Genomic DNA, 24,297 nt, shown 5'->3' with positions numbered 1-24,297 from the left:
ACTCACCCTCTCGGGCTTTCCTCCGGGCTTCCCTTCGGTCTTGCGTTTCCGACTCTATCAGATCTTTCCGACCCGATTTCCTCGGCGCTTTCCGGTCCCTTTTGTTTTCACTCCGGGGGCCTTTCGGCGGTTCCGACTTTATCAGAATCATTTGGGCCGACCTAATCGGTGGCTTTCTTGATTCGAATAAGAATCGGGGTGACTCCGTGGAATCGAATTCCCGACCGGAGTGAGTGAGACTCTACTTGATCGCTGCCGAACTGTCCAGTTCCAGGCAACCGTTTGAATCTACCTCCCCACGTCCGCCATGTCAATGGCTTTTGTGGGCACCGGAGGACACTAGCAGGTCAGCGGGGCCGTACGCACATCAGGCGGCGGTGGGGAACTGCGCGCTGCGGTCGGCCTCCTCGAGGTCGCCCTGTTCGCCGGCGCGGGCGGCGCGGCCGCCGAGGACGTAGACGTAGGCGAGGAAGAGCAGCTCAGCGGCGACGCCGATGGTGATGCGGGCCCAGGTGGGCAGGCCCGACGGGGTGACGAAGCCTTCGATCAGGCCCGAGACGAAGAGGACCAGGGCCAGGCCGATGGCCATGCCGACGGCGGCGCGGCCGCGTTCCGCGAGGGCTGCGCGGCGGGTGGTGGGGCCGGGGTCGATGACCGTCCAGCCGAGTCGGAGGCCCGTGCCGGCGGCCACGAAGACGGCCGTCAGTTCGAGCAGGCCGTGGGGAAGGATCAGGCCCAGGAAGACGTCGAGGCGGCCCGCGGACGACATCAGGCCGATGCCGACACCGACGTTCAGCATGTTCACGAAGAGGATCCAGAGCACCGGGATGCCCAGGAAGGCGCCCAGAACCAGGCACATGGCGGCGGCCTGGGCGTTGTTCGTCCAGACCTGGGCGGCGAAGGACGCCGCCGGGTTGCTGGAGTAGTACGTCTCGTACTGGCCGCCGGGACGGGTCATCTCGCGAAGGTCGGCGGGGGCGCCGATCGCGGCCTGGACCTCGGGGTGCGTACCGATCCACCAGCCGATGAGAACGGCGAGCAGGGTGGAGAGGACGGCCGTCGGTACCCACCAGTGGCGGGAGCGGTAGACGGCCGCGGGGAAGCCGGCCGTGAGGAAGCGGGCGGCGTCGCGCCACGAGGAACGGCGGGTGCCGGTGACCGTGGCGCGGGCGCATGCCACGAGCTGGGTGAGCCGGGCCGTCAGCATGGGGTCCGGGGCGCTCGACTGCACGATCGAGAGGTGGGTGGCCGCGCGCTGGTACAGGGACACGAGTTCGTCGGCCTCGGCTCCGGTCAGCTTGCCGCCCCGGCGCAGGAGGTGGTCGAGGCGTTCCCACTCGGCGCGGTGGGCGGTGACGTAGACGTCGAGGTCCATGATCGGCTGCTGCTCCAGGCATCGGCTGCGGACGGTTCCGTACTGCTGCGGCGCGCTGCGGGTCAGCTTGGCAGACTGACGTTCGGAGGGGTCGGGAAGGTCGGAGAAGGGTGGGTGCCGTGAGTGACGTGGTGACCGGGGATGCCGTCGTACTGGGGTTGCAGCCCGCCCGGCTTCCGAGCCGGGCGTTGGCGGTGCTCATCGACCTGGTGGTGGTCTGGGCCGTGTATCTGCTGGTCACGCTCGGGATCGCGGTCGCCACCGCGTCGCTCGACGAGGCGGCGGTGATGGCGGTGTCCATCGCCTCCTTCCTGCTGATCCTGGTGGGGGCCCCGATCGCGGTGGAGACGCTGTCCCACGGGCGGTCGCTGGGGAAGCTGGCATGCGGGCTGCGTGTGGTGCGGGACGACGGGGGGCCGATCCGGTTCCGGCACGCGCTCGTGCGGGGGGCGATGGGGGTCGTGGAGATCCTGATGACGTTCGGGGTCGTCGCCTGTGTCGCGTCGCTCGTGTCGGAGCGCGGGCGACGGCTCGGGGACGTCTTCGCGGGGACGCTCGTCGTGCGGGAACGGATACCCGCGGCGCGGGTGCTCGCCGTGCCTCCGCCGCCGCCGTGGCTGGTGGGGCGCTTCGCCGGGCTCGATCTCTCGGCGGTGCCCGAGCCCCTGTGGCTGGAGATACGGCAGTACCTCACGCGGGCGCGTGAGCTGGACCCGGTGGTGGGGCGGCGGCTGGCTGAGCGGCTGGCGGACGAGCTGGTGGCCCGGACCGGGACGCCTCCGCCGCCGGGGGTGCCGGCCGACGCGTATCTGGCGGGAGTGACGGCCGAGCGGCAGACGCGGGAGGCTCGGCGGGCGTTCGGCTCCGCGGGAGTGACCGGGGTGGCGGGGATTCCCGGGGTGAGCGGGATGCCCGGGGCTGTGGGGATGCCGGCGCCGGGCTTCGTTCCTCCTGTCGCGCCTTCCCCGGCGGCCCCTCCGGCTGCCGCGCCGGTCGTCGCCTCCCCCGGGGACGGCGGTCAGGAGGCCGCGGCGCCCGCTACCGGGTTCGCTCCGCCCGCCTGATCGTCAGGGGAAGACCGACGGCGGGGTCTCCAGAGCTTCGAGTTCGATGCCAGGGGCTGAGAGGACCACGTCGCCGGCGATGTGGACGGTGTGCCGTTCGCCCGTGTCCAGGGCGCTGACCTGGTATTCGTCCACCATCAGGGGGCCGTTGTCAGTGGCGTGCGCTTCACTCTTCAGCAGGGCCCAGGACTGGTCGACCGTGAGGGGGGCGAGCACCGGGTCCGTGAAGGCGACGAGCCTGACACGGGTCTCGGGGGAATCGGGGGTGAGACGCAAGAGTCGCGTGAGTGCGACGAGGAACGCCGGGGACGTGCCGGTGAAGGCGTGGGCGCGCACATTGCCTTCGGTGGCGTGGGTTCCGGTGGGGTCCGTGCGGACCCAGGTGACGCCGTCGAGGGCCGCACCGCGGACCTGCCAGCCGGCGGCGTGGAGTTCGAGACGGATGGGGCGGCCGAGTTCGTCGACGGCCAGGTCGACGGAGCCCTGATGGTCGCCCGAGGGGGTGGTGACCTGCGAGACGTAGCGCCAGCCGGAGGGGCCGGGCGCGCAGTGGAAGTGTTCGTCGCCGAGGGGGGTGTGGTCGTGCGGGTCATGGAGCGAATAACGGCCGCGGGGCATGGGTCGGGTCCTCGGGACGGGGGCTTCCGGGTGTGGGGGTAGGGCCTGTCCGGCCCTGGTCTCCGCCGGACGGCCCTGGGACGAGGCAGGCCCCCCGGCACGGGGGTGCGGGGGGCCTGCCTGTTTCCTCTACGGGTGTCCGGGGCGGCGTCGCGTCAGCGCGCGGGCGCCGCCGGCCGGGGCATCAGTAGCGGTAGTGGTCCGGCTTGAACGGGCCCTCGACCTCGACGCCGATGTACGCGGCCTGCTCGGGGCGGAGGGTCGTCAGCTTGACGCCGAGGGCGTCCAGGTGGAGACGGGCGACCTTCTCGTCCAGGTGCTTGGGCAGCACGTACACGTCGGTCGGGTACTCCTGCGGCTTCGTGTAGAGCTCGATCTGGGCCAGGGTCTGGTCCGCGAACGAGTTCGACATGACGAAGGAGGGGTGGCCGGTCGCGTTGCCCAGGTTGAGGAGGCGGCCCTCGGACAGCACGATGAGGACCAAGTGGCCGATGTTGCCGACGATGGCCTGGTGCTTCATCTTGGCCATGTCCGCGGCCATGATGATGTCCTTGTTGCCGGTCGTGGTGATGAAGATGTCGGCCTTCTCCACGACCTCGTCCAGGGTCGTGACCTGGTAGCCGTCCATCGCCGCCTGGAGCGCGCAGATCGGGTCGATCTCCGTGACGATCACGCGGGCGCCCTGGCCGCGCAGGGACTCGGCGCAGCCCTTGCCGACGTCGCCGTAGCCGCAGACGACCACGGTCTTGCCGCCGATGAGGACGTCGGTGGCGCGGTTGATGCCGTCGATGAGGGAGTGGCGGCAGCCGTACTTGTTGTCGAACTTCGACTTCGTCACGGCGTCGTTCACGTTGATCGCCGGGAAGAGGAGGTCGCCGGCCTGCTGCATCTCGTACAGGCGGTGGACGCCGGTGGTGGTCTCCTCGGTCACGCCGCGGATCTCGGACGCCAGCTGGGTCCACTTCTGCGGGTTCTCGCCGAGAGTGCGGTTCAGGAGGCGGAGGATGTAGCCGTACTCCTCGCTGTCCGCGGTGGCCGGGTCCGGGGCGGAGCCGGCCTTCTCGAACTCGACGCCCTTGTGGACGAGGAGGGTGGCGTCACCACCGTCGTCGAGGATCATGTTCGGGCCGCCGGTGGGCGAGTTCGGCCAGGTGAGGGCCTGCTCGGTGCACCACCAGTACTCCTCGAGGGTCTCGCCCTTCCAGGCGAAGACCGGGACGCCCTGCGGGTTCTCCGGGGTGCCGTTCGGGCCGACGGCGATGGCCGCGGCGGCGTGGTCCTGGGTGGAGAAGATGTTGCAGGAGGCCCAGCGGACCTCGGCGCCGAGGGCGACCAGGGTCTCGATGAGGACGGCGGTCTGCACGGTCATGTGCAGGGAGCCGGTGACGCGGGCGCCGGCGAGGGGCTGCTGCTCGGCGTACTCGCGGCGGATCGACATCAGGCCGGGCATCTCGTGCTCGGCGAGGGTGATCTCCTTGCGGCCGAAGGCGGCCAGGGAGAGGTCGGCGACCTTGAAGTCCTGATGGGCGGCAGTCGTCATGACTGAGCTGCTCCTCGTGTGTTCGCGTGCGAGGGTCGGTTGGGGCGCCGGGCACCACGGAGGATCCCTGGACACACGAATGCCCGGGGTTTTCCACGGTGCCGTCGTCGGAGGCCCTCTCTCCCTCGGCCGGTCCGCGAGGACCGCCCGACCGCCATCAGCAGCGACGTCTGGCTGGTCACGAATCTACACCGGACGGCGGGGCGGGCCACAGTCCGCATCGGGCCGCGGGGCGTGATCGAAGCCCCGTACATACGCACGAGACCCCCGGGACCGTGGGGTCTCGGGGGCCTGGTGCAAGGACCGGGGTGAGGTGCGCCGGCGTCGGCCGTCAGCGGTCGTTGTCGTCCGGGGTCTTCGCCAGGTCGGGGCCGGCCGAGGCAGCCGTCTCCTTGTAGATGTCCGGCTCCAGGTAGATGACCCGGGCGATCGGGACGGCGGCGCGGATGCGTGCCTCGGCGGCGTTGATGGCGTTCGCGACGTCGCCGGCCGAGTCGTCGTGCTGAACGGCGATCTTGGCGGCGACGAGGAGCTCCTCAGGACCGAGGTGGAGCGTACGCATGTGGATGAGGCGGGTGACGGTCTCGCCGTCCACGACCGCGGCCTCGATCCGCTGGACCTCGTCGGTGCCCGCGGACTCGCCGAGCAGCAGCGACTTGGTCTCGGCGGCCAGCACGATCGCGATGGCGATCAGCAGGACGCCGATGCAGAGGGTGCCGATGCCGTCCCAGATGCCGTCGCCGGTCAGCAGGGCGAGGCCGACGCCGCCGAGCGCGAGGACGAGGCCGACGAGCGCGCCGAGGTCCTCCAGGAGGACGACGGGCAGCTCGGGGGCCTTCGCCCGGCGGACGAACTGCGTCCAGGTGAGGCCGCCGCGGATCTGGTTCGATTCCTGGATGGCGGTACGGAAGGAGAAGGACTCGGCGATGATCGCGAAGACGAGGACGCCGACCGGCCAGTACCAGGCCTCGATCGGGTGCGGGTGCTTGATCTTCTCGTAGCCCTCGTAGATGGCGAACATGCCACCGACGGAGAAGAGCACGATGGAGACGAGGAAGGCGTAGATGTACCGCTCGCGGCCGTAGCCGAAGGGGTGCTGCGGAGTCGCCTCGCGCTTCGCCTTCTTGCCGCCGAGGAGCAGCAGGCCCTGGTTGCCGGAGTCGGCGAGGGAGTGGACGCTCTCGGCGAGCATCGACGACGAACCACTGAAGAGGAACGCCACGAACTTGGCTACGGCGATCGCCAGGTTGGCGGCGAGTGCCGCCACGATCGCCTTGGTTCCGCCTGACGCGCTCATGGGTGTACGTGGTCCCTTCGTCGATGCACCGGCTCTGTCGCCGCGGTTCGGCCGGTCATTGTCGCATCAGGCCACGACGGTGGCGCGAAAGACCGTCCCCGTACCGGAGAGTTCGGCCTTCTCGCCCGCGGGCACGAAGACGGATTCGCCGGCGGCGAGGGTCACTTCGCCCGCCTTCGGGCGACCCGCCACGGCGAGCAGGATCTGCGGGGTGGGGCTCGTCAGATCCGTCGGGGCCGCGCCCTCCGGCCGTACGAGACGGGAGAGGCGGAACTCGTCGATCGGGGTGTCGTAGACCTCTTCCCCGGACGGGGAGGCCTCGGGGCGCAGGACGGCCGGGTCGTTCGGCTCGAAGCGGACCACGCGCAGGAGTTCGGGGACGTCGATGTGCTTGGGAGTGAGTCCGCAGCGCAGCACGTTGTCGGAGTTGGCCATGATCTCGACGCCGAGGCCCGAGAGGTAGGCGTGCGGGACTCCGGCGCCCAGGTAGAGAGCTTCGCCGGGCTGCAGCGTGACCCGGTTGAGGAGCATCGCGGCGATGACACCGGGGTCGCTCGGGTAGTGGTGGGCGAGGCTCGCGTACGGGGCGTGCTCGCCGCCGAGACGGTCCGCGGCCGCGGCCGTCTCTGCCACGGTGTGCGCCATCTCCTCCGGATCGGCGGTCAGCAGCGCCGTCAGGACCTCGCGGAGGGCGGCCTCTTCGGGGTGGGCGTGCAGGAGGTCGACGTACGGCTTGAGCGAGTCGACGCCGAGGGCGGCGAGCAGGTCCGCGGTCTGGGCCGGCGCGCGGAATCCGCACAGCCCCTCGAAGGGGGTGAGCGCGCAGATCAGCTCGGGCTTGTGGTTGGCGTCCTTGTACGTCCGGTGCGGGGCGTCGATCGGGATGCCCGCGGCTTCCTCGGCCGCGTGACCGGCCTGCGCCTGGGCGAGGTCGGGGTGGGCCTGGAGGGAGAGCGGGGCGCCGGCGGCGAGCACCTTGAGCAGGAACGGCAGGCGCGGGCCGAACTTCTCGACGGAACGCTCCCCCAGTTCGCCGACGGGATCGGCGTCGATCAGCGCGTTCAGCGAGCCGCGCTCGGTGCGGGAAGGGGCGCCGGGGTGGGCGCCCATCCACATCTCGGCCTGGGGCTCGCCGGTCGGGGCGACGCCGAGCAGCTCCGGGATGGCCGTCGTGGATCCCCAGGCGTAGGGGCGAACGGTGTTGACGAGGCGGTCCATGGTGCCTGCCAGCTCCTCGGGGTGGTGACGGAAGGTGAGGTGAGGGGTGTCGGGAGACAGGTGACAGGGGGCGGGTGTCCGGTGGGTAACGGGGTGGTGGACAGGGGCGAGCGGTGAGGGTGGGTCGGGGCTTGTGGTGTGGGGGCCTGCTCTCGGGGTGCGCTCAGAGCGCCGTGCGGCCCGGGGTTGCCAGGGAGAGGTAGACCGCCGCGAAGTCGGTCACCGCGAGCAGTTCCGCCAGGGTCTCCAGGTCATCACCTTCCTCCGGTTCCAGCTCGCTGATCGCCGTCTCGTGGCTCAGCGCCAGTTCGCGGGCCGCGTGGGCGGCGGTCAGGCCGTCCGACGGACGGTCCCTCAGCAGGACCACCCGGGCCCGGAGCGCCTGCGGCTCGTCCACCCGGTCGCGGAAGAAGTCCTCGGGGTCCGCGCCCGCCGCGTAGTCACCCGCGAGGAGTACGCCGTGGGCCGGGAGGGCTTCCGGGAGTTCCGCCGCGAGCGCCGGCAGACCGGCGAGCTCCGCAAGGACGGCGGCGAACCTGCGGCCCGCCGGGCCCGCGGCCGCGCCCTCCGTCCAGATCAGCGGCAGTGTGTCGGCGAGCTCGGCGGCGAGCGTCTTCGCCGGGTTGCTGTACGTGGCGATGGCCGGGCCGCAGCGCTCCGCCATGCGGTCCAGCCGGTCGGCGACCTTCTCCAGGGCCTCGGGCGGCGCCTCCAGGAGACCGACCCGGTCGAGCAGCATGAGCAGCGGGGTGAACAGGGCCCACAGGGTGCCGGGGCTCGCCGCGATGTTCTCGGCGTATTCGTTCGGGGCCTCGTTCGGGGCGACGGCCATCGGCACGAACAGACCGCGTGAGCCGCTGACCGTCTCGGTGAGCGGCGAGGCCTTGGGCGCCACGGCGACGACGGTGATCCCGCGGCGGTACGCCTGCTCCGCGAGCAGTGCCAGGCCCGGTTCGGAGCCGTCCGTCGTCGGCAGGAGGAGGAGGTCCACGGAGCCGGCCCAGCCGGGCAGGGCCCAGCGCAGGGCGCCCGCGGCGGGGGCGACGCCGGTCGGCTGGAGGCGTACGACGGGTGCCGAGGCTCCTGCCAGGGCGCCGATCAGGTCCGCTACGGCCGCGGCGGCGGTGCCCGGGCCGGCGACCAGTACTGCGCGGGGGCGGCCCTCGGGGTGGAGGTCCGCGATGCCGGCCTCGGCGGCGTGCCTGGCCGCCGTCCTTACCCGGGCGCCGGCTTCGGCGGCGCCGCGGAGGAGGCCGCGGCGGTCTGCCAGGGCGAGGTCGTCCGGGGCGTCGAGGAGGGTCTCGTCGAGCATGGGGCGGGTGCCTCCGGTCGCGTCGTCGTCGCGGGCCCCTGCGGGGGGCTTGGGGGTCTTCGTCGTGCGGTGCGGTGCCCTTGGTGCGGGCGGCTTGGGCGGGTGCCTTGTGGTGCGTGCACCTTCTATGGTGCGGGGCTTGCGGTGCTGGTGCGGGGTTGTGCGGGTGTTTGTGGTGCGCCGCGCCCTGCCGTCGGCCGGTTGTCGTTCCCACCCGCACCACTCGTACAGCTGGGATGGCAGAGGTGCGGGCTTCCCCGTGGGGGGCTCGCCGTTGGCGGCGGACCCTCCCGGGGAGGTGAGGCGGGTCCCTCAGGGAAGTGCGAGGGGATGGGGCGGGGTGAGTTGGGGGCTGGGGCGGGGCTGGGCAGCGGATGAAGGCGGGAGCGGGCGGGTCGGTCGGGCGTCCGATGCGGTGCGGGCGGCGGCCACTCCCGTGCCCTGCGGCTCGGCTGGACCACGAGGCGTGGGCCCGCCGGGCGGCGGCCACCCCCGTGCCGTGCGGCTCGGCAGGGCCCGCGGCCTGGGCCGGGTTCCGTGCCGAGCGGCACGGACCGGGGCCCTTGCCTGGCGGAGCGGAGCCGGGACCGTGCCGTCGGGCGCCGGGAGCGAGCCCCGTGCCGTACGGCCCCGGTGCCCTCCGAGCGGACCGGACCTCTGGCCGTGCACCGTGAGCCCGGGGGACTCGCCGTGCGGCGCAACCCTGGACCGTGCGGGCCAGGTCCCGTGCCCTGCGGCACGAGCCGAGCGCCGTACGGCACGAACCGGAGCCCGTGCCGTACAGGCCGGGGGGCCTTGCCGTACGGGCCGGGTCCCGTCCCTCGCCACGTGAGCCTGGACCCCCGTGCCGTACGGAGCGGACCGCTTGCGCCACGGTGCGAGACAGGGACTCGCCGGTGCAGCGCGGGACCGAGCTGGTGCCGTACGGGCCAGGCCCGTGCCCCGCAGCCCGGGCCGGTGCCGTAACGACGAACCGTGCCGTACGCCACGAGCCGGAGCCTGTGCCGTACCGGCCAGGCCCCTGCGATGCGGCCCGAGCCAGTCCCGTGGACGCCCAAGCCGTGCCGTACGGAACGGACCAGCACCACGCGACTCGACCAGGGCCGTTGCCGTGCGGCGCGAGGCCGAGCCGGTGCCGTAACGCCGGGTACGGGCCGTACGAAGTGAGCCGCGTCCCCGTCGGCAGGAGCCCGAGCCCGGTCCGTCCGGAGCGTCTTGGGCGGCCTGTCCCGTCGTGGGGGCCTGCGTCCGTGCGGCGCGAGCCGGGATCCGAGCCGTGCGGTGTGCGCCCGAGCCGTCCGCCATGCCCTGCCCGCGGCGGTGGGGCTGCCGTCACCATCAGGTCGCTCCCTGCCGGCGTCGCCGTGGGGCAGCTCCGTGCCGCCGGCCCTGGTTAGGGGCGGCGGGCCTCGTCCGTCAGGAGGACCGGGATGTTGTCGCGGACCGGATAGGCGAGGCCGCAGTCGGGGCTCGTGCAGATGAGTTCGGGGGTCTCCTCCGCCGTGCGGTCGTTCAGTGGAGCGTGGCACGCGGGGCAGGCCAGGATCTCCAGGAGGCCGGCTTCGAGCGGCATGGGGTGTCCCTTCGAACAAGCGGTTTCGGGCCAGGTCAGCCTACCGCCGGGGGACGGGGGGTGCCCTGTCCCCCGGCGGTGGGGTGGCGCGTGGAGGTCAGGCCGTGGTGCGGACCAGGGCCAGGACCTCGTCGCGGATCCTCGCCATCGTCGCCTCGTCGCGGGCCTCGACGTTGAGGCGCAGCAGCGGCTCCGTGTTGGAGGCGCGGAGGTTGAACCACCAGTCCCGCGCCGTCACCGTCAGGCCGTCCAGGTCGTCGAGGGTGACGTCCTCGTTCTCGTACGTGGCCCTGACCTTGGCCGCGCTCGCCTTCTGGTCCGCCACCGTCGAGTTGATCTCACCCGAGGACGCGTAGCGGTCGTACGCCGCCACCAGGGCCGAAAGCGCGCCCTCCTGGCCGCCCAGGGCCGCCAGGACGTGGAGCGCGGCCAGCATGCCCGTGTCCGCGTTCCAGAAGTCCTTGAAGTAGTAGTGCGCCGAGTGCTCGCCGCCGAAGATCGCGCCGGTCTTCGCCATCTCCTCCTTGATGAAGGAGTGGCCGACGCGCGTACGGACCGGCTCGCCGCCCTGTTCACGGACGACTTCCGGCACCGACCACGAGGTGATCAGGTTGTGGATGATCGTTCCGCCGGGGTGCTTCGCGAGCTCGCGGGCCGCCACCAGGGCCGTGATCGCCGACGGCGAGACCGGCTCGCCGCGCTCGTCCACGACGAAGCAGCGGTCGGCGTCGCCGTCGAAGGCCAGCCCGAGGTCGGCGCCCTCGGCCAGGACGCGGGCCTGGAGGTCGACGATGTTCTTCGGGTCCAGCGGGTTCGCCTCGTGGTTCGGGAACGTGCCGTCCAGCTCGAAGTACATCGGGACCACATCCAGCGGCAGGCCCTCGAAGACCGTGGGGACCGTGTGGCCGCCCATGCCGTTGCCCGCGTCCACCACGACCTTGAGGGGGCGGATCGCCGTCAGGTCCACCAGGGACGTCAGGTACTGCGCGTAGTCCTTGAGCGTGTCGCGATGGGTGATCGCGCCCGGGTTCGCCGCCGCTTCCGGCGCGCCGGTCTCCGACCAGCCCTCCGCGAGTTCCCGGATCTCCGCCAGGCCCGTGTCCTGGCCCACCGGGGCGGCGCCGGCGCGGCACATCTTGATGCCGTTGTACTGGGCCGGGTTGTGCGAGGCGGTGAACATCGCGCCGGGCAGGTCGAAGCTGCCGGAAGCGAAGTACAGCTGATCGGTGGAGCAGAGTCCGATCAGGGTGACGTCGGCGCCGAGGCGGGCCGCGCCGCGCGCGAAGGCGTCCGCCAGGCCGGGCGACGAGGGGCGCATGTCGTGGCCGATGACGATCGCGTCCGCGTCCGTCACCCGTACGAAGGCGGCACCGAAGAGCTCGGCGAGCGACTCGTCCCACTGGTCGGGTACCACTCCGCGGACGTCGTACGCCTTCACGATCTGCGACAGATCGGCAGTCACGGATCCACCCTCCTGAGTTCTTCGGCACGCGTGTGCGGCGCGTGTACGGAACGCCAAAACTACCCGGAGTGGGGACGGGGTACGTGGACGGTGGCCGGTTGCGCTCAGTTGTCGGGGGAGCGGAGCACTCTCAGGTGCCCTCTGCGGCCGACCTCCATGGGGTCGCCGCCGCGGCCTCCGCCGCCCTTGCCGCCGGCCTCGGCCGCGCGTTCCTGAGGGCGGGCCGCTTCCCGTACCGCGTTGGCCAGGGCTTCGAGGTCGTCGCCGCTGGGGCGGGGCGGGGCGGAACCGTCGGTCAGCCGCACGACCTCCCACCCCCGTGGGGCGGTCAGGCGCTCGCTGTGCGGGGCGCACAGGTCGTAGCAGTGGGGCTCGGCGTAGGTGGCGAGCGGGCCGAGGACCGCAGTCGAGTCGGCATAGACGTACGTCAGTGTCGCGACGGCAGGGCGGCCGCACGCAGTGCGCGAACAGCGACGTACAGGGCTCACGACGTTGGACGGTACCGCACTCTTGAGCGGGCCGCGACGACTCTCCCTCAGGTCACTCCACCGTGTCGCGCTGTGACCTCCGCCACCCCCCTTCGCGTGGCGACCGCTCCGACCTGCGGGAGAGGGGGCGCAAGGGGGTGGCGCCGGGAGTCGATCCGGACACTCGGGGGTATGGATCCGGTCAACCACGGCCAGATGGCCGATCGCGAGTGGCCCCCGATTCGGGCGGGCGGTTGGCCGGATCGTTCAGGTTTCGACAGGGGGTGGAGTGGTGCTGCCGGGACACCCGGAAACGTGGCGAGGATGCGCCACGGCGCACGGGCACCGATGAGGGTTACGCTGCGTCAGTGATGGACAGTCCTGTGCCGCCGAGCCCCCCGCACCACTCCACGGAGCCCCCGGCGGAGCCCCGGGTGCGCCGCCGCGACCGGCACGGCCGCGGGATGCGGGGACCCGTCGCCCCGCCCCAGGTGCCGCTCTCCGCGAGCCGGGCCGACACCTTCCGCGATCTCGTCCTCGACTCGGTGGAACGTCTCGAACGGCGCTGGCCGCAGCTCGCCGACGTCGAGTTCCTCGTCATGGAGGTGCCGCCGGCGGTGCCGGGCGAGACGGTGCCGCTGGGCGGCTCGGTGGCCGCGGAGAAGAACGATCCCGCCCGGGTGGTCGTCTACCGGCGGCCGGTCGAGATCCGCTCCAAGAACCGGGACGAGCGGGCGCTCCTCGTCCACGAGGTCGTGGTGGAGCAGGTCGCCGAGCTGCTGGGACTCTCCCCGGAGTCGGTCGATCCCCGGTACGGGCAGGACTGACCCCGCCCTCGCCGCCTAGTCCAGGACTCCCAGGTCCTGGCGGGCCGACGGGACCTCGACCGTGCCCCGGTCGTCGACGAAGGTCTGGACCGTGAACATCGGGGTGCCGTCCAGCGGCACCGCCAGCGTCCTCGACGCGTACACCTTGCCGCCCGAGACCGGTTCGACGGTCAGCGCGTAGGAGCCCTTGAGGCCCGCGGGGACCAGGTCGGTCAGGGCCGTCGTCGTGCCCGCCTTGACGGTGACCGTCTTCGTCACGGGCGTCCCCCCGCCGGAGCCCGCCGAGGCGGTGACCTTCACCTGCGCTGCCGCGCCGACGGCGGTCAGGGCCAGCGTCGTCCCCTTGGCCCGGTTGTCGGCGATCGTCGCGCGGGCGGAGATCGCCCCGGTCGCGGGTACGAAGGCGACCTCGGCGTCGTTGCCCTTGCCGCGGACCACCCTGAGGGCGGCCACGACCGGGGTGGGCTTCTTCGGGTCGCTCGGGCTGAGCATCAGCGAGCCCACCTCGCCGCGGGTGAGGTCCGGCAGCTCGACGGAGGCCGTCATCCCCGACTTCACGTGCAGGGAGCGGGCGCTCGCCGGGACGATCGTGCCGCTCTGGGTGACCAGCTGGATCTTCAGGTCGGCGTCGTCCTCGCCCGGGACGAACGCCACCAGGCGTACGGCGGTGGCGTCGGCCGGGATGCCGGGGAGCACAGCGGTGCTCGCCGGGTCGGCCGAGGCCGCGAGCCAGTCGCTGCCGAGCTTCTCGTCGGCGGAACCGATGGCCGCGCCGACCCGGCCGCTGCGCGTGGTGACGTGGACGGTGACGGACTGCTGCGCGGCCTCGCCCGTGAGGGTGGAGAGCAGGACGGGGACCGTGGAGCGGGCCGGGACCGGGATGCCCTCGGTGAACTGGGACTTGAGGACGCCCTCGGGGCCGTACAGCTCGATGTCGGCGACGGCGGCCGTGTCGTCCGGGTTGGTGAGGTGGACGTAGTCCTGGCGTTCCTTGGCGGTGGAGGCCGCGGGGAACCAGAAATCGGTGTCGGGGGCGCCGCAGCTCAGTCCGAGAAGGCCGCGGGCGCCGCCCGCCGAGACGACGGTGGTCTGCTGCACGGTCCAGCCGGGGGCGAGGGTGCCGGTCGCCGCGCCGGTCAGGGCGGGTGCGGAGGGGCCGTTCGCCTCGGCGGTGACGGGCTTGCCGGGGGCGGTGACGGTGGCCGGGGCCTTCGCCTTCGTGCCGCCCTTGGGGGCGCCGCCGGAGGTCGTCGTGCTCGCGGCGGGCCGCAGCTGGGCGGTGGCGGCGGCCGGCTTGTCGGCCGTGCCCGAGCCTCCCGTGCCGCCCTTCGCCGGGTCCGTACCGCCGCTGGGCGGCGTGTACGAGGTGTAGAGGGTCTCGGCCACCTCGGAGGTGCTGGGCACCGGGCAGGCCAGGCCCGCGCGTTCGACCGGCAGCCGGGTGGGCGCCTTGACCTGGGGGGCGGCGGCGCCGTCCGGGGTGGTGAGGGACGCGAAGCCGGTGACGGCGGCGAGCGCCGTGGCGCCCGCGATCAGGGAGAGGGTCGTGCGCTTCACTGGTTGCTGCTCCCGTCGGGACGCTGCTCGGTCTCGTGGCCCTGGGGGTGCCCGTAGCCGTAGGTGTACGGGTCGTACTGCTGCGGGTCGTAACCCTGGTCGGCGTACGGCTGCTGCTGGTCGTACTGCTGCGGCTGCTGCTCGTAGCCCTGCTGGGGGTACGCGTACGGCTGCTGCTGGTACGGGTCGGCCGCGTACTCCTGGTAGTAGCCCTGCTCGGCGTAGGCCTGGGGCTGGGGCTGCTCCTGGTGGCCGCCCTGCGGCTGTTCCTGGGCCTGTGCGTAGGCGGGGTCGTAGCCGCCGTCCCATTCCTGGGACTCCTGGGTCTGCTGCTCCGGGATCGCCGTGGTCTCCGGCGCCGGGTCCTGGCCGCCGGTCCCGGCGGTCACGCCCTCCGCCTCGGCCTCCGCGGCGGCGCGCAGACGCCGGGCACGGCGGCCGTCGCCCTCGGCCGCCTGGGCGGGGATCGCGAGCTCCTCCTCGGGCAGGTCGTCGTCGATCTCGCGGCGCCGGCCCGGCAGGGCGAGGACGAGGAGGACGACGGCGAGGCCGACCTGGGCCCAGATCCACGCGGTGTGGGTGAGGGGCTGGTCGTACGTGAGGTCGAGGCGGCCGGCCTCGGCGGGGAGTTCGAAGCCCTGGGCCCAGCCGTCGACGGTGGTGCGGGTCAGCTCCTTGCCGTCGAGGGTGGCGGTCCAGCCCTCGTCGGCGCGGTCGGCGAGGCGCAGGACGCGGCCGGTGGGGCCGGCCGGGATCTCGGTGTGCGCCTCGACGGGGCCGGCGGCGACGGCGACCGGGGCGGTCGGCGCCTTCGCGGCGTCCGCGGTCCCCTGCGTCGCGCCTTCCGCGGTCTTCGCCGTCGGCGGGACGATCATGACGCGGGCGATCTCGCGGTCCACGCGCCAGAGCGCGCTGCCGTCGATCTGGCTGAGGCGGCTGAGTCCGGGGGTGGAGTCGAGGACGCGGCTCATCTGGCGCGGTGCCCCGTCCCGTACCAGGACGTAGCGGATCGCGTAGCCGCTGAGCTGCTGGGTCTGGTCGGCGCCGGAGCCGGCGACCAGGTGGGCGACGACGTCGTCGAGGCGCGGATCGTCCTCGGCGGCCACGTTGAGTTCGGCGTCGCCGAGGCGGGCGCCGGAGCCGCGGACCAGGGTGTACGTGACCTCGCCGGGCGAGGTGCCGCCGAGGACGAGGGTGCGGGGCTGGTCGCGGGTGCCGGACTCCTCGGCGACGAACGCCGGGACCTGGACCGGGTCGCGCCGGGTCAGCGGTCCGTCGGCGCCGGCGATCATCCAGCCGACGGCGGCGACGGCGGGGCCGAGGGCGCAGGCGAGGGCGATGAGGGCGGCGACGGGCTGGCGCCAGCCGAAGCCGTGGGCGGCGACGCGGGTGCGGCCGCCCTCGGCGCCGATCATGCCGGCGGCGATGAGGGCGGCGCCGTAGACGAGGGTGGCGGGTCCGGCCCAGCCGGTGCCGCCCGCGCCGTTGGACAGGGCGGCGAAGAGGAGGCCGGCGAGACCGGCGGCCCAGGCGGCGCGGACGGCGAGCTGCCGCTCCTCGCGCAGCAGGCCGGCCAGGCCCGCGAGGACCAGGCCGGCCAGCAGGAGGCCGCCGGTGGTGCCGGGGCCGCCCGGGCTGGTGCCGAGCAGGTCGAGCGCGGTCGCCGTGCCCGTACGGACATCGAGGCCGGCCTCGCGCAGGAACGCGGCCGGGTCGGTGAGCAGGGTCAGCGACCAGGGGGCGAGGACCAGGAGCGGGGTGCCGACGGCGGCCAGGAAGCGCAGCCCGTACGCGGTGATGTCGGAGCGGCGGACGACGAGTACGCCGAGGCCGAGGAGGACGGCGAGCGGCCAGACGACCGGGGTGAACGCGGTGGCGAAGGTCAGCAGGAAGGTGTACGCCCAGGTGGCGCGCCAGCTGCCCCGGTCCGGCCGGTTGAAGCCGTGGGCGGCGACGGCGGCGCGGGCCGTCAGCGGCAGCAGGATCGCGAGGACCGCGGTGCCGAGCCGGCCGGTGGCGAGGGCTCCGGTGGCGGCGGGCAGGAACGCGTACGCGATGGCGCCCCAGGCGCGCAGGAGCCGGGACTCGACGATGCCGCGGGCGGCGAAGTACGCGGTGAAGCCGGCGAGCGGGACCGAGCAGACGAGCAGCAGGGTCAGCGCGGTGGAGGTGGAGCCGAGGAAGAGCGCGGAGAGCGCGGCCAGGACGGCGAGGTACGGCGGGGCGGTCTGGGTGCCGCCGGTGCCGAGGGCGTGCCAGCCGTCGGCGTACCGCGACCAGAGTTCGGAGACGGTGTCGGGCGCGGGCAGCAGGGCGCCGCCGGCCAGCGAGCCGCCGGCGAAGAGGTTGCGGGAGGCGACCAGGGAGATGAGGAGCAGGAGGGCGAAGAGGACCGGTCCGGGCTTGCGGGCGATCTTCTTGAGCCGGGCGAACTGCTCGATCTCCAGGTAGTCGGCGTCGTCGCCGCCGGGTCCGGACTCGGCGACGCCGTGGCGGGAGCCGCCGGAATCGGCCTCGGAGCCGCCGAAGTTGGCGGTGAGCTGTTCGACGGCGGCGCGGACGGTGGCGCCGGGCGGCGGGAACAGCGGGCGGAGTTCGTTCGCCGGGACGACGGGGTTCTTGCGGCGTTTGCGGGCGGCGAGGATCTTCTCGGGGCGCAGCAGGGTGGCGAGGAGGCCCATGACCTCGTCGACGGCCTGCCCGGGGACCTTGCCGACGAGGTAGGCGAGGGTGCGGAGCAGGGTGCTGACGATCAGCCGGACGAAGACGTACGGGAGGGCGGCACCGCGGCTGTTGGCGAGGAGGGTGTAGACGGCGCCGGCCTTGTCGACGCGGTGCGGGTTGGCGGCGGTGCGCCCGGCGCAGTCGACGGTGCGGCGCTCGCGGGCGGAGGCCTCGGCGTGCCGGAGGACGGCGTCGGGGGCGATCAGGACGCGGTGTCCCGCGGCGTGGGCGCGCCAGCACAGGTCGACGTCGTCGCGCATGAGGGGCAGGCGGCGGTCGAAGCCGCCGAGCTCCTCGAAGACGTCGCGGCGGACGAGCATGCCGGCGGTGGAGACGGAGAGGACGGAGCGGACCTGGTCGTGCTGGCCCTGGTCCTGTTCGCGGCGGTCGAGTCCGGTCCAGCGGCGGCCGCTGCGGGCGATGGAGACGCCGGTCTCGAGCAGCTGCTTCCGGTCGTACCAGCCGCGCAGTTTGGGGCCGATGACGGCGGCGTCCGCGTCTGAGTCGGCGACGCGCAGGAGTTCGGCGAGGGCGCCGGGCTCGGGGGCGCAGTCGTCGTGGAGCAGCCAGAGCCACTGGACCGGTTCGCCGTGCGGGAGTTCGGGGAGGTCGTACGCCTCGTCGTTCCAGGTCCGGCTGACCGGGTCCCAGCCGCTTGGGCGCTTCAGATAGGGGAGGTCCTCGGGTCCGAGCACGGGCGCGGTGCGGGCGGCCTCCTCGACGGCGGCGCCGAAGCCGGTGCGGCGGGCGAGATGCAGGACACGGTCGGCGCCGATGCCGTCGGCGAGGAGCTGCGCCGAGTCGTCGGCGCTGCCGGTGTCGGCGGCGACCGCGTTCTGCACGGGGCGTTCCTGGGCGAGCAGCCCGGCGAGGGCGTCCGGCAGCCAGCGGGCGCCGTCGTGGGTGACGATCACGGCGGTGACGACGTGTCGCGGAAACTCAGGAGTTGAGGACATCGAGCTACGGGCCCTCCGGCCGGGGTCGCCCGCGGGGGGCGTGGGAAGCGTCTCGGACGGAGGCCCACACTAACGGCTGCACGCGGAGCGGTCCGCCGCCGCTGTGGACAGAGCGGGAGGAAGGGTTTCCCGCGCTGCGCGCGGAGTTTCCCTCGGTACACGCGGAACGGCCCGGCTTCCGACGGCGGAGGGTCCGCCTCCCGGCGGCGGCCGTTCCGTGTGCCGGCACGCGGAACGGTCCGCCTCCTGGGGGTGGACCACAGGTGGCGGACCGTTCTCGGCGGACCGCGTGTTCTCGGTGTGCGCTCCCAGGCTCGCCGGGCCGGGAGGCTTCGCGCGGGGCCCGTCGGGCCTCACGCGGTGCGGGCGGCGGCTCAGACCGCTGCCTTCTTCAGGCGGCGTCGCTCGCGCTCGGACAGGCCGCCCCAGATGCCGAACCGCTCGTCGTTCTGCAGGGCGTATTCGAGGCATTCGGAGCGGACCTCGCAGGCGAGGCAGACCTTCTTGGCCTCGCGGGTCGAGCCGCCCTTCTCGGGAAAGAAGGACTCGGGATCGGTCTGGGCGCACAGCGCGCGCTCCTGCCAGCCGAGTTCTTCGTCCGCGTCCTCGACCAGCAGTTCCTGGAACAACTCGGTCATGTGCGCCCCTCGTCTGTTCTGTGCGTCCCCGTGGTCTTGCCGTTGCGAACCCGGCCGAACGACACGAGTGAAATTACAAGTTCGTGCTCTGCGCGAGTCAAGCCGAGATCTGCTATTGGGCCTCGTATTCACTCTGCGGAACCAAGCCTATGCGGAAAGTGTTCAAATCACCAAAAAACGAGACACATGCCACCGGCCTGGGCGCACCGTGCGCGACCCTTCACAAGGGAGGACGTCCGAGACTTGGATCTTGTTGCGATCCAGCCATGGAAGCGATCCGGATCACAGTCCGATCACGGACCGGCCGGGATCCGCGTGGTGACCGAGCGTGGTCGATCACGCGGGCGCCGCCATGTTTACGGGCACGGTTGAAGCGCCATCTGTCCTGGTCCGCGGCTGAACAAACCTTTCTCCGCGCACTGTAACCGGATGAGGTGAAACATTACCCCCAAATCGGGCATTGGGTTGACAGTCGGGTGTTGTTCCAGCCACCTTTGGTGGCATGCCAGCGACCGCAGCGCTCTCCGCGACCCACAACCGTGGGTTCCGCAGCGCTGTCCAGGCGCGCTGTTGCTGTTGCTGTCCCAGCTGTTGATGCCGTAGAGCTCCAGCTTTTCTCCCAGCGTCACCCTGCGTCACTCGCGTCACCTCTTCTTCGTGACCCCCACCGCTTCTGTTTCTGCTGAGGAACCTCCCCACCCATGAACATGGACAGCGACCTTCAGATCGCCGGCGACATCCTCGAGGTCCCGCACCTCCTCCAGCCCGAGCGTGCCCACCCCGAGACGGTGGCCGAGTTCGCGGGCCTGGCACGCTCGATCGCCGACGACCGCGCCCAGTGGGCCCCGTACGTCGAGTACGACGCCACGACCCGCTGGTACCACCGGCTGCGCACCGGCCCGGGCTACGAGGTGTGGCTGCTCTCCTGGGTGCCCGGCCAGGGCAGCGGGCTCCACGACCACGGGGGCTCCTCCGGCGTACTGACCGTCCTGGAGGGCGGACTGACGGAGCGTACGGAGCGGGGCACCCGGGCGCTCGCGCCGGGCTCGCAGCGGGTGTTCGCGCCGGGGTACGTCCACGAGGTCGTCAACGACTCCCTCGAACCGGCCGTCAGCCTGCACGTCTACTTCCCCGGCCTCACCGAGATGCCGATGCACGAGTCGCTCCAGGCGCAGTGCGCCCCCGTCTCCGTCCAGGCCCCGCTCGCCCCGGGCGCCGTCGTCGGCTGACGCGCCCGCCCGCCTCCCGGCCACCCCCCTCATGCGAGCAGCCCCCGGCTGACAGACTGTTCGCATGCGCATTGTGGTTCTGGCCGGCGGTATCGGTGGTGCCCGTTTCCTTCGCGGCCTCAAGCAGGCCGCGCCGGACGCGGAGATCACGGTCGTCGGCAACACCGGTGACGACATCCATCTCTTCGGGCTGAAGGTCTGCCCCGACCTGGACACGGTGATGTACACCCTCGGCGGTGGCATCAACGAGGAACAGGGCTGGGGACGTACGGACGAGTCCTTCACCGTCAAGGAGGAACTCGCGGCGTACGGCGTCGGACCCGAGTGGTTCGGCCTCGGCGACCGGGACTTCGCGACCCATATCGTCCGTACCCAGATGCTCGGCGCGGGCTACCCGCTGAGCGCCGTCACCGAGGCGCTCTGCGCCCGCTGGCAGCCGGGCGTACGCCTCCTCCCCATGTCCGACGACCGCGTCGAGACGCACGTGGCGATCGAGGTCGACGGCGAGCAGCGCGCGGTGCACTTCCAGGAGTACTGGGTGAAGCTGCGCGCCTCCGTCGACGCGAAGGCGATCGTGCCGGTCGGCGCGGAGGCCGCGAAGCCGGCGCCGGGTGTCCTCGAAGCCGTCGCCGAGGCGGACGTCATCCTCTTCCCGCCCTCCAACCCCGTGGTGAGCGTCGGGACGATCCTGGCCGTGCCCGGGATCCGCGAGGCGATCGTCGCGGCCGGGGCGCCCGTCGTGGGCCTCTCCCCCATCGTCGGTGACGCGCCCGTGCGCGGCATGGCCGACAAGGTGCTCGCGGCGGTGGGCGTGGAGTCGACGGCGGCGGCGGTCGCCAGGAACTACGGTGCCGAGCTGCTCGGCGGCTGGCTCGTCGACACCGTCGACGCGGGCGCGGTCGCGGACGTCGAGGCGGCGGGCATCCGCTGCCGGGCGGTCCCGCTGATGATGACCGATGTCGACGCGACGGCCGCGATGGCACGGGAGGCGTTGGCGCTCGCGGAGGAGCTGCGGTGACTGAGGTGACTGCCGGGGCTGCGGGGTCGGTCGGGGCGGTTGGGCCTGCTGGGGCTGTGGGGTCTGCGGGGTCGGCCGGGTCTGCGGGGTCGGCCGGGCCTGTGGGCTCGGTCGGGGCTGGGGGCTCGGTCGGGGCTGTGGGGCCTGCTGGGTCGGTCCGGGCTGTCGGATCCGGGCGGGCCGTCGAGTCGGGAGTGGCGCAGGAGGCTCCCTCGTACCGGGTCTGGGCGCTGCCCGGACTGCCGGAGGTGACGGCCGGGGACGACCTGGCCAAGCTGATCGCCTCCGTCTCGCCGGAGCTCGTCGACGGGGACGTCCTCCTCGTCACCTCCAAGATCGTGAGCAAGGCCGAGGGGCGGGTGATCGCCGCCGACGACCGCGAGGAGGCCATCGACGCCGAGACGGTACGGGTGGTGGCGCGGCGCGGCACCCTGCGGATCGTCGAGAACCGGCAGGGGCTCGTCATGGCCGCCGCCGGGGTCGACGCGTCCAACACCCCTGCCGGAACGGTCCTGTTGCTCCCCGAGGATCCCGACGCCTCGGCCCGGGGCATCCGTTCGGGGCTGCGCGAGGCGCTCGGCGTCGACGTGGGCGTCGTCGTCACGGACACCTTCGGGCGGCCCTGGCGCGGCGGGCTCACCGACGTGGCGATCGGCGCGGCCGGCGTGCGGGTCCTCGACGATCTGCGCGGCGGGACCGACGCGTTCGGCAATCCGCTGAGCGCGACGGTGGTCGCCACGGCGGACGAACTCGCCGCCGCGGGCGACCTGGTGAAGGGCAAGGCGGCGGGTCTGCCGGTGGCCGTCGTCCGGGGGCTTCCGCATGTGGTGGCCGGCGACGAGGAACCGGGGGCTCGGGCACTGGTGCGCGACGCCGCCGACGACATGTTCCGGCTGGGCACGTCGGAGGCGGTACGGGAGGCGGTGACGCTGCGCCGGACCGTACGGGAGTTCACCGACGACCCGGTCGACCCCGGGGCGGTACGGCGCGCGGTCGCGGCGGCCCTGACGGCCCCGGCCCCGCACCACACGACACCGTGGCGGTTCGTGCTCCTGGAGTCGGCGGAGTCGCGCGTACGGCTGCTCGACGCGATGCGGGACGCGTGGATCGCGGACCTGCGGCGGGACGGCCGGTCCGAGGAGTCCATCGCGAAGCGGGTCCGGCGCGGGGACGTCCTGCGCAACGCCCCGTACCTGGCGGTGCCCTGCCTCGTCATGGACGGCTCCCACCACTACGGCGACCCGCGCCGGGACACGGCCGAACGCGAGATGTTCGTGGTGGCGGCGGGCGCGGGCGTCCAGAACTTCCTGGTGGCGCTGGCCGGCGAACGGCTGGGCTCGGCGTGGGTGTCCTCGACGATGTTCTGCCGGGACGTCGTACGGGAGGTCCTCGACCTGCCGGACGACTGGGACCCGCTGGGCGCGGTCGCGATCGGACATCCGGCGGTCGCGCCGAAGGAGCGGGCGGCGCGGGTGGCTTCGGGGTTCGTCGAGGTGCGGTAGGACCGGCCCTCCGGAGTGCGGAAAGGGCCTGGCCCGTGACGGGTCGGGTCGCTGGTCTCGCCTCCTGCCGAGTGCGACAAGGGGGCGCCGTGAAGTACCTCCGGTGCCGTCGGGCTGAGGCGGTGTGTCGTCTGCGCGATGCCGGTCAGCCCGAAGAGGCTCGTCCGCGTCCGTGACAACCGGCCGGCGCACCGAGCCTGCCGGCCGGACGGCCGGTGACGGGCATACCCGTCCGGGTCGCGACCTCGGCGGCGGGCGTGCTCGTGGCGCGGGCGGTGGGAAGGCCGGTGCTGCGGGCGAGGGTCGGGGGCGAACGCCCGCGAAGCCCGCGAAGCCCGCGAAGCCCGCGAAGCCCGCGAAGCCCGCGAAGCCCGCGAAGCCCGCGACGAAGGGTGCCGTGCCGAGGGCGGGCGGCTCCGGGAAGGCCCGGCCCGGTCAGGGGCGAACGCCCTCCTCGTCCACCGCCGGTGTCCCCGCCGCCGCCCCTGCCGCCCCCCGCCGGACCTCGGCCGTACTACGGCGTCGAGATGAAGTCCGTCGGCGGGCTCGGGGCGCGTCGGGGGCTTCGCCACCCGCTAGATGCGCGTGATGTTTCCCGGGGTCATGCGGGGGGCCCGGCGGGGTGGGACCCGGCCGCTGAGGAGGATCAGGCGGGCCGCTCGGTGGCGTTGGCCCTCGTAGGGGGCCAGGAGGTCCAGCATCGCCTCGTCGTCGGCCGTCCGGTCCCCCGCCAGGGCCCAGCCCACGATGCCGGGAAGATGGAGGTCGCCGGTGGTGACCTCGTCCGGGGCGCCGTTGCTGCGCTGGATCGTCTCCGCGCTCGTCCACGGGCCGATGCCCGGGATCAGTTCCAGGCGTCCGCGGGCCGCCGGCGGGTCCATGAGGACGGCCTCCTCCAGGCGGGCCGCCACCCGGGCCGCGCGGACGATCGTCGCCGAGCGCTTGCCGTCGACGTTCGCGCCGTGCCACTCCCATGACGGGATCTGCGTCCACGTCCGCGCGTCCGGCATCACGTACATGCCCTCGGGGGCCGGACCCGGCGCGGGCTCGCCGTACTTCCGTACGAGCTGCCGCCACGCCCCGTACGCCTCCGTCGCCGTGACCTTCTGCTCCAGGATCGTCGGGATCAGCGACTCCAGGACCAGGCCCGTGCGGGTCAGCCGGAGGCCGGGACGGCGGCGGTGGCTCGCCAGGACCAGCTTGTGCCGGGGGACGAAGGCGGCGGGGTCGTCGTCGGCGCCGAGCAGCGCGGGAGCGTTCTCCAGGAGCCAGGTCGCGCCCGCGCCCCAGGCCTCGGCCTCGGCCGCGCCGTCCCGGACGGCCACTCGGATCGTGCCGGGGCCGTCGGGCGTGCGGCTCGCCCGCCAGACGGAGCCGTCGGGGGTCACACGGAAGGTGGGGTCGGCGGGGCCGCGGCGGAGGGGGCCGAGGGTGAGGCCCAGGTCCAGGGGGTAGTCGGCGGGGGCGGGTACGGGGGTGTCGCCGCCGCGGATCGTGGTGCGGGTGGTGGGGGTGGTGGGTCTGAAGCGGCCGGCCATGGGTACGAGCGTAGCCCTGTGCGGGGTGGCGGGACGTGGGGCCGTTCTTGGTGGTTGCGCCTGGCGCCGTTGCCTGTGGCCAGGTCTGGCGCCGCGTGCGCGAGCCCGGCGCCGCCCGTGTTGGCCGGGGGCGGGGCCTGGGCGCCGCCCGTGCGTGGCGCCGCGCCCGCCACCCACCGCCGTATGGGCAATCGTCCCGCTTGGGGGCCCCTGGACGAAGTCCTTGAGGGAGGGACGGGTGGGCACACCGGACGGCGCCCTCGGCGGCGCCTCCGCCCCTTGTGCCTGGACCCGCACCCACAGTGCGGCGCGCACCCGGGTGCCGGTCAGGGCGCGGAAGCCCGGGCCCGGCAACGGGCGCCGTTCCGTTGTGCCCACCCTC

At 73.2% G+C, this 24,297-nt stretch carries 18 protein-coding genes; 5 read left to right on the top strand and 13 right to left on the bottom strand.

Annotation, left to right across the window (positions count from 1 at the left end):
• Positions 1 to 367 precede the first annotated feature (367 nt).
• A complete protein-coding gene (locus tag IF00_RS0139245) occupies positions 368 to 1,375 on the bottom strand; it encodes a stage II sporulation protein M (RefSeq protein WP_030326711.1) in 1,008 nt (335 codons plus the stop codon).
• A 119-nt stretch (positions 1,376 to 1,494) separates the two neighbouring features.
• Between IF00_RS0139245 and IF00_RS0139240 the strand changes: the two genes are divergently transcribed.
• Positions 1,495 to 2,439 (top strand): RDD family protein, encoded by a 945-nt coding sequence (locus tag IF00_RS0139240; protein WP_209439847.1) that lies wholly within the window; start codon positions 1,495 to 1,497, stop codon positions 2,437 to 2,439.
• Positions 2,440 to 2,442: 3 nt separating this feature from the next.
• On the opposite strand, the gene IF00_RS0139235 is transcribed toward IF00_RS0139240, so the two are convergent.
• From IF00_RS0139235 to IF00_RS0139200, 8 genes are all read right to left on the bottom strand, one after another.
• Positions 2,443 to 3,057, bottom strand: coding sequence for a hypothetical protein (locus IF00_RS0139235; RefSeq protein WP_030326709.1), 615 nt, complete (start codon positions 3,055 to 3,057; stop codon positions 2,443 to 2,445).
• Positions 3,058 to 3,241: 184 nt separating this feature from the next.
• Positions 3,242 to 4,597: an adenosylhomocysteinase gene (locus IF00_RS0139230; protein ID WP_030326708.1), complete on the bottom strand. Its 1,356-nt coding sequence runs from the start codon at positions 4,595 to 4,597 to the stop codon at positions 3,242 to 3,244.
• 331 nt (positions 4,598 to 4,928) lie between these two features.
• Positions 4,929 to 5,894 (bottom strand): cation diffusion facilitator family transporter, encoded by a 966-nt coding sequence (locus IF00_RS0139225; RefSeq protein WP_030326706.1) that lies wholly within the window; start codon positions 5,892 to 5,894, stop codon positions 4,929 to 4,931.
• A 66-nt stretch (positions 5,895 to 5,960) separates the two neighbouring features.
• Positions 5,961 to 7,112, bottom strand: coding sequence for a mannose-6-phosphate isomerase, class I (gene manA, locus IF00_RS0139220; protein WP_030326705.1), 1,152 nt, complete (start codon positions 7,110 to 7,112; stop codon positions 5,961 to 5,963).
• A 163-nt stretch (positions 7,113 to 7,275) separates the two neighbouring features.
• Positions 7,276 to 8,424: an SIS domain-containing protein gene (locus IF00_RS0139215; protein WP_030326704.1), complete on the bottom strand. Its 1,149-nt coding sequence runs from the start codon at positions 8,422 to 8,424 to the stop codon at positions 7,276 to 7,278.
• Positions 8,425 to 9,817: 1,393 nt separating this feature from the next.
• Entirely contained in the window at positions 9,818 to 9,997 is a 180-nt protein-coding gene (locus tag IF00_RS0139210; protein WP_030326703.1) for a Trm112 family protein, read from the bottom strand.
• 97 nt (positions 9,998 to 10,094) lie between these two features.
• Positions 10,095 to 11,459, bottom strand: a complete 1,365-nt coding sequence (locus IF00_RS0139205; protein ID WP_030326701.1) for a phosphomannomutase/phosphoglucomutase — start codon at positions 11,457 to 11,459, stop codon at positions 10,095 to 10,097.
• Positions 11,460 to 11,563: 104 nt separating this feature from the next.
• A complete protein-coding gene (locus tag IF00_RS0139200; protein WP_078945049.1) occupies positions 11,564 to 11,998 on the bottom strand; it encodes a DUF3499 domain-containing protein in 435 nt (144 codons plus the stop codon).
• A 299-nt stretch (positions 11,999 to 12,297) separates the two neighbouring features.
• Between IF00_RS0139200 and IF00_RS0139195 the strand changes: the two genes are divergently transcribed.
• On the top strand, positions 12,298 to 12,753 hold the full coding sequence (locus IF00_RS0139195) for a metallopeptidase family protein (RefSeq protein ID WP_030326694.1): 456 nt from the start codon (positions 12,298 to 12,300) through the stop codon (positions 12,751 to 12,753).
• 15 nt (positions 12,754 to 12,768) lie between these two features.
• On the opposite strand, the gene IF00_RS0139190 is transcribed toward IF00_RS0139195, so the two are convergent.
• The 3 genes from IF00_RS0139190 to IF00_RS0139180 form a co-directional block, all read right to left on the bottom strand.
• The gene (locus IF00_RS0139190; RefSeq protein WP_030326692.1) at positions 12,769 to 14,310 is read right to left on the bottom strand and encodes a DUF5719 family protein; all 1,542 of its coding nucleotides are present in this window, start codon (positions 14,308 to 14,310) and stop codon (positions 12,769 to 12,771) included.
• Positions 14,307 to 17,990: a glycosyltransferase family 2 protein gene (locus tag IF00_RS0139185; protein ID WP_037640281.1), complete on the bottom strand. Its 3,684-nt coding sequence runs from the start codon at positions 17,988 to 17,990 to the stop codon at positions 14,307 to 14,309. The genes IF00_RS0139190 and IF00_RS0139185 overlap by 4 nt, the downstream gene beginning before the upstream one ends.
• Positions 17,991 to 18,364: 374 nt before the next feature.
• On the bottom strand, positions 18,365 to 18,628 hold the full coding sequence (locus IF00_RS0139180; protein WP_015033978.1) for a WhiB family transcriptional regulator: 264 nt from the start codon (positions 18,626 to 18,628) through the stop codon (positions 18,365 to 18,367).
• A gap of 701 nt (positions 18,629 to 19,329) precedes the next feature.
• Between IF00_RS0139180 and IF00_RS0139175 the strand changes: the two genes are divergently transcribed.
• The 3 genes from IF00_RS0139175 (at position 19,330) to IF00_RS0139160 (ending at position 22,377) form a co-directional block, all read left to right on the top strand.
• The gene (locus tag IF00_RS0139175) at positions 19,330 to 19,857 is read left to right on the top strand and encodes a cysteine dioxygenase (protein WP_030326688.1); all 528 of its coding nucleotides are present in this window, start codon (positions 19,330 to 19,332) and stop codon (positions 19,855 to 19,857) included.
• Positions 19,858 to 19,921: 64 nt separating this feature from the next.
• A complete protein-coding gene (gene cofD / locus IF00_RS0139170; RefSeq protein WP_030326686.1) occupies positions 19,922 to 20,875 on the top strand; it encodes a 2-phospho-L-lactate transferase in 954 nt (317 codons plus the stop codon).
• A 194-nt stretch (positions 20,876 to 21,069) separates the two neighbouring features.
• Positions 21,070 to 22,377 carry a coenzyme F420-0:L-glutamate ligase gene (locus IF00_RS0139160; RefSeq protein WP_030326684.1) on the top strand — a complete coding sequence of 436 codons (1,308 nt, stop codon included), beginning with the start codon at positions 21,070 to 21,072 and terminating at the stop codon, positions 22,375 to 22,377.
• 575 nt (positions 22,378 to 22,952) lie between these two features.
• On the opposite strand, the gene IF00_RS0139155 is transcribed toward IF00_RS0139160, so the two are convergent.
• Complete coding sequence (locus IF00_RS0139155) at positions 22,953 to 23,915, bottom strand: DNA-3-methyladenine glycosylase family protein (RefSeq protein ID WP_030326683.1); 963 nt, start codon at positions 23,913 to 23,915, stop codon at positions 22,953 to 22,955.
• Between the last annotated feature and the right edge of the window lie 382 nt (positions 23,916 to 24,297).

This window comes from Streptomyces flavochromogenes (genome assembly GCF_000717595.1).
GTDB lineage: Bacteria > Actinomycetota > Actinomycetes > Streptomycetales > Streptomycetaceae > Streptomyces > Streptomyces flavochromogenes.
This window is presented reverse-complemented; position numbering and strand designations above follow the sequence as displayed.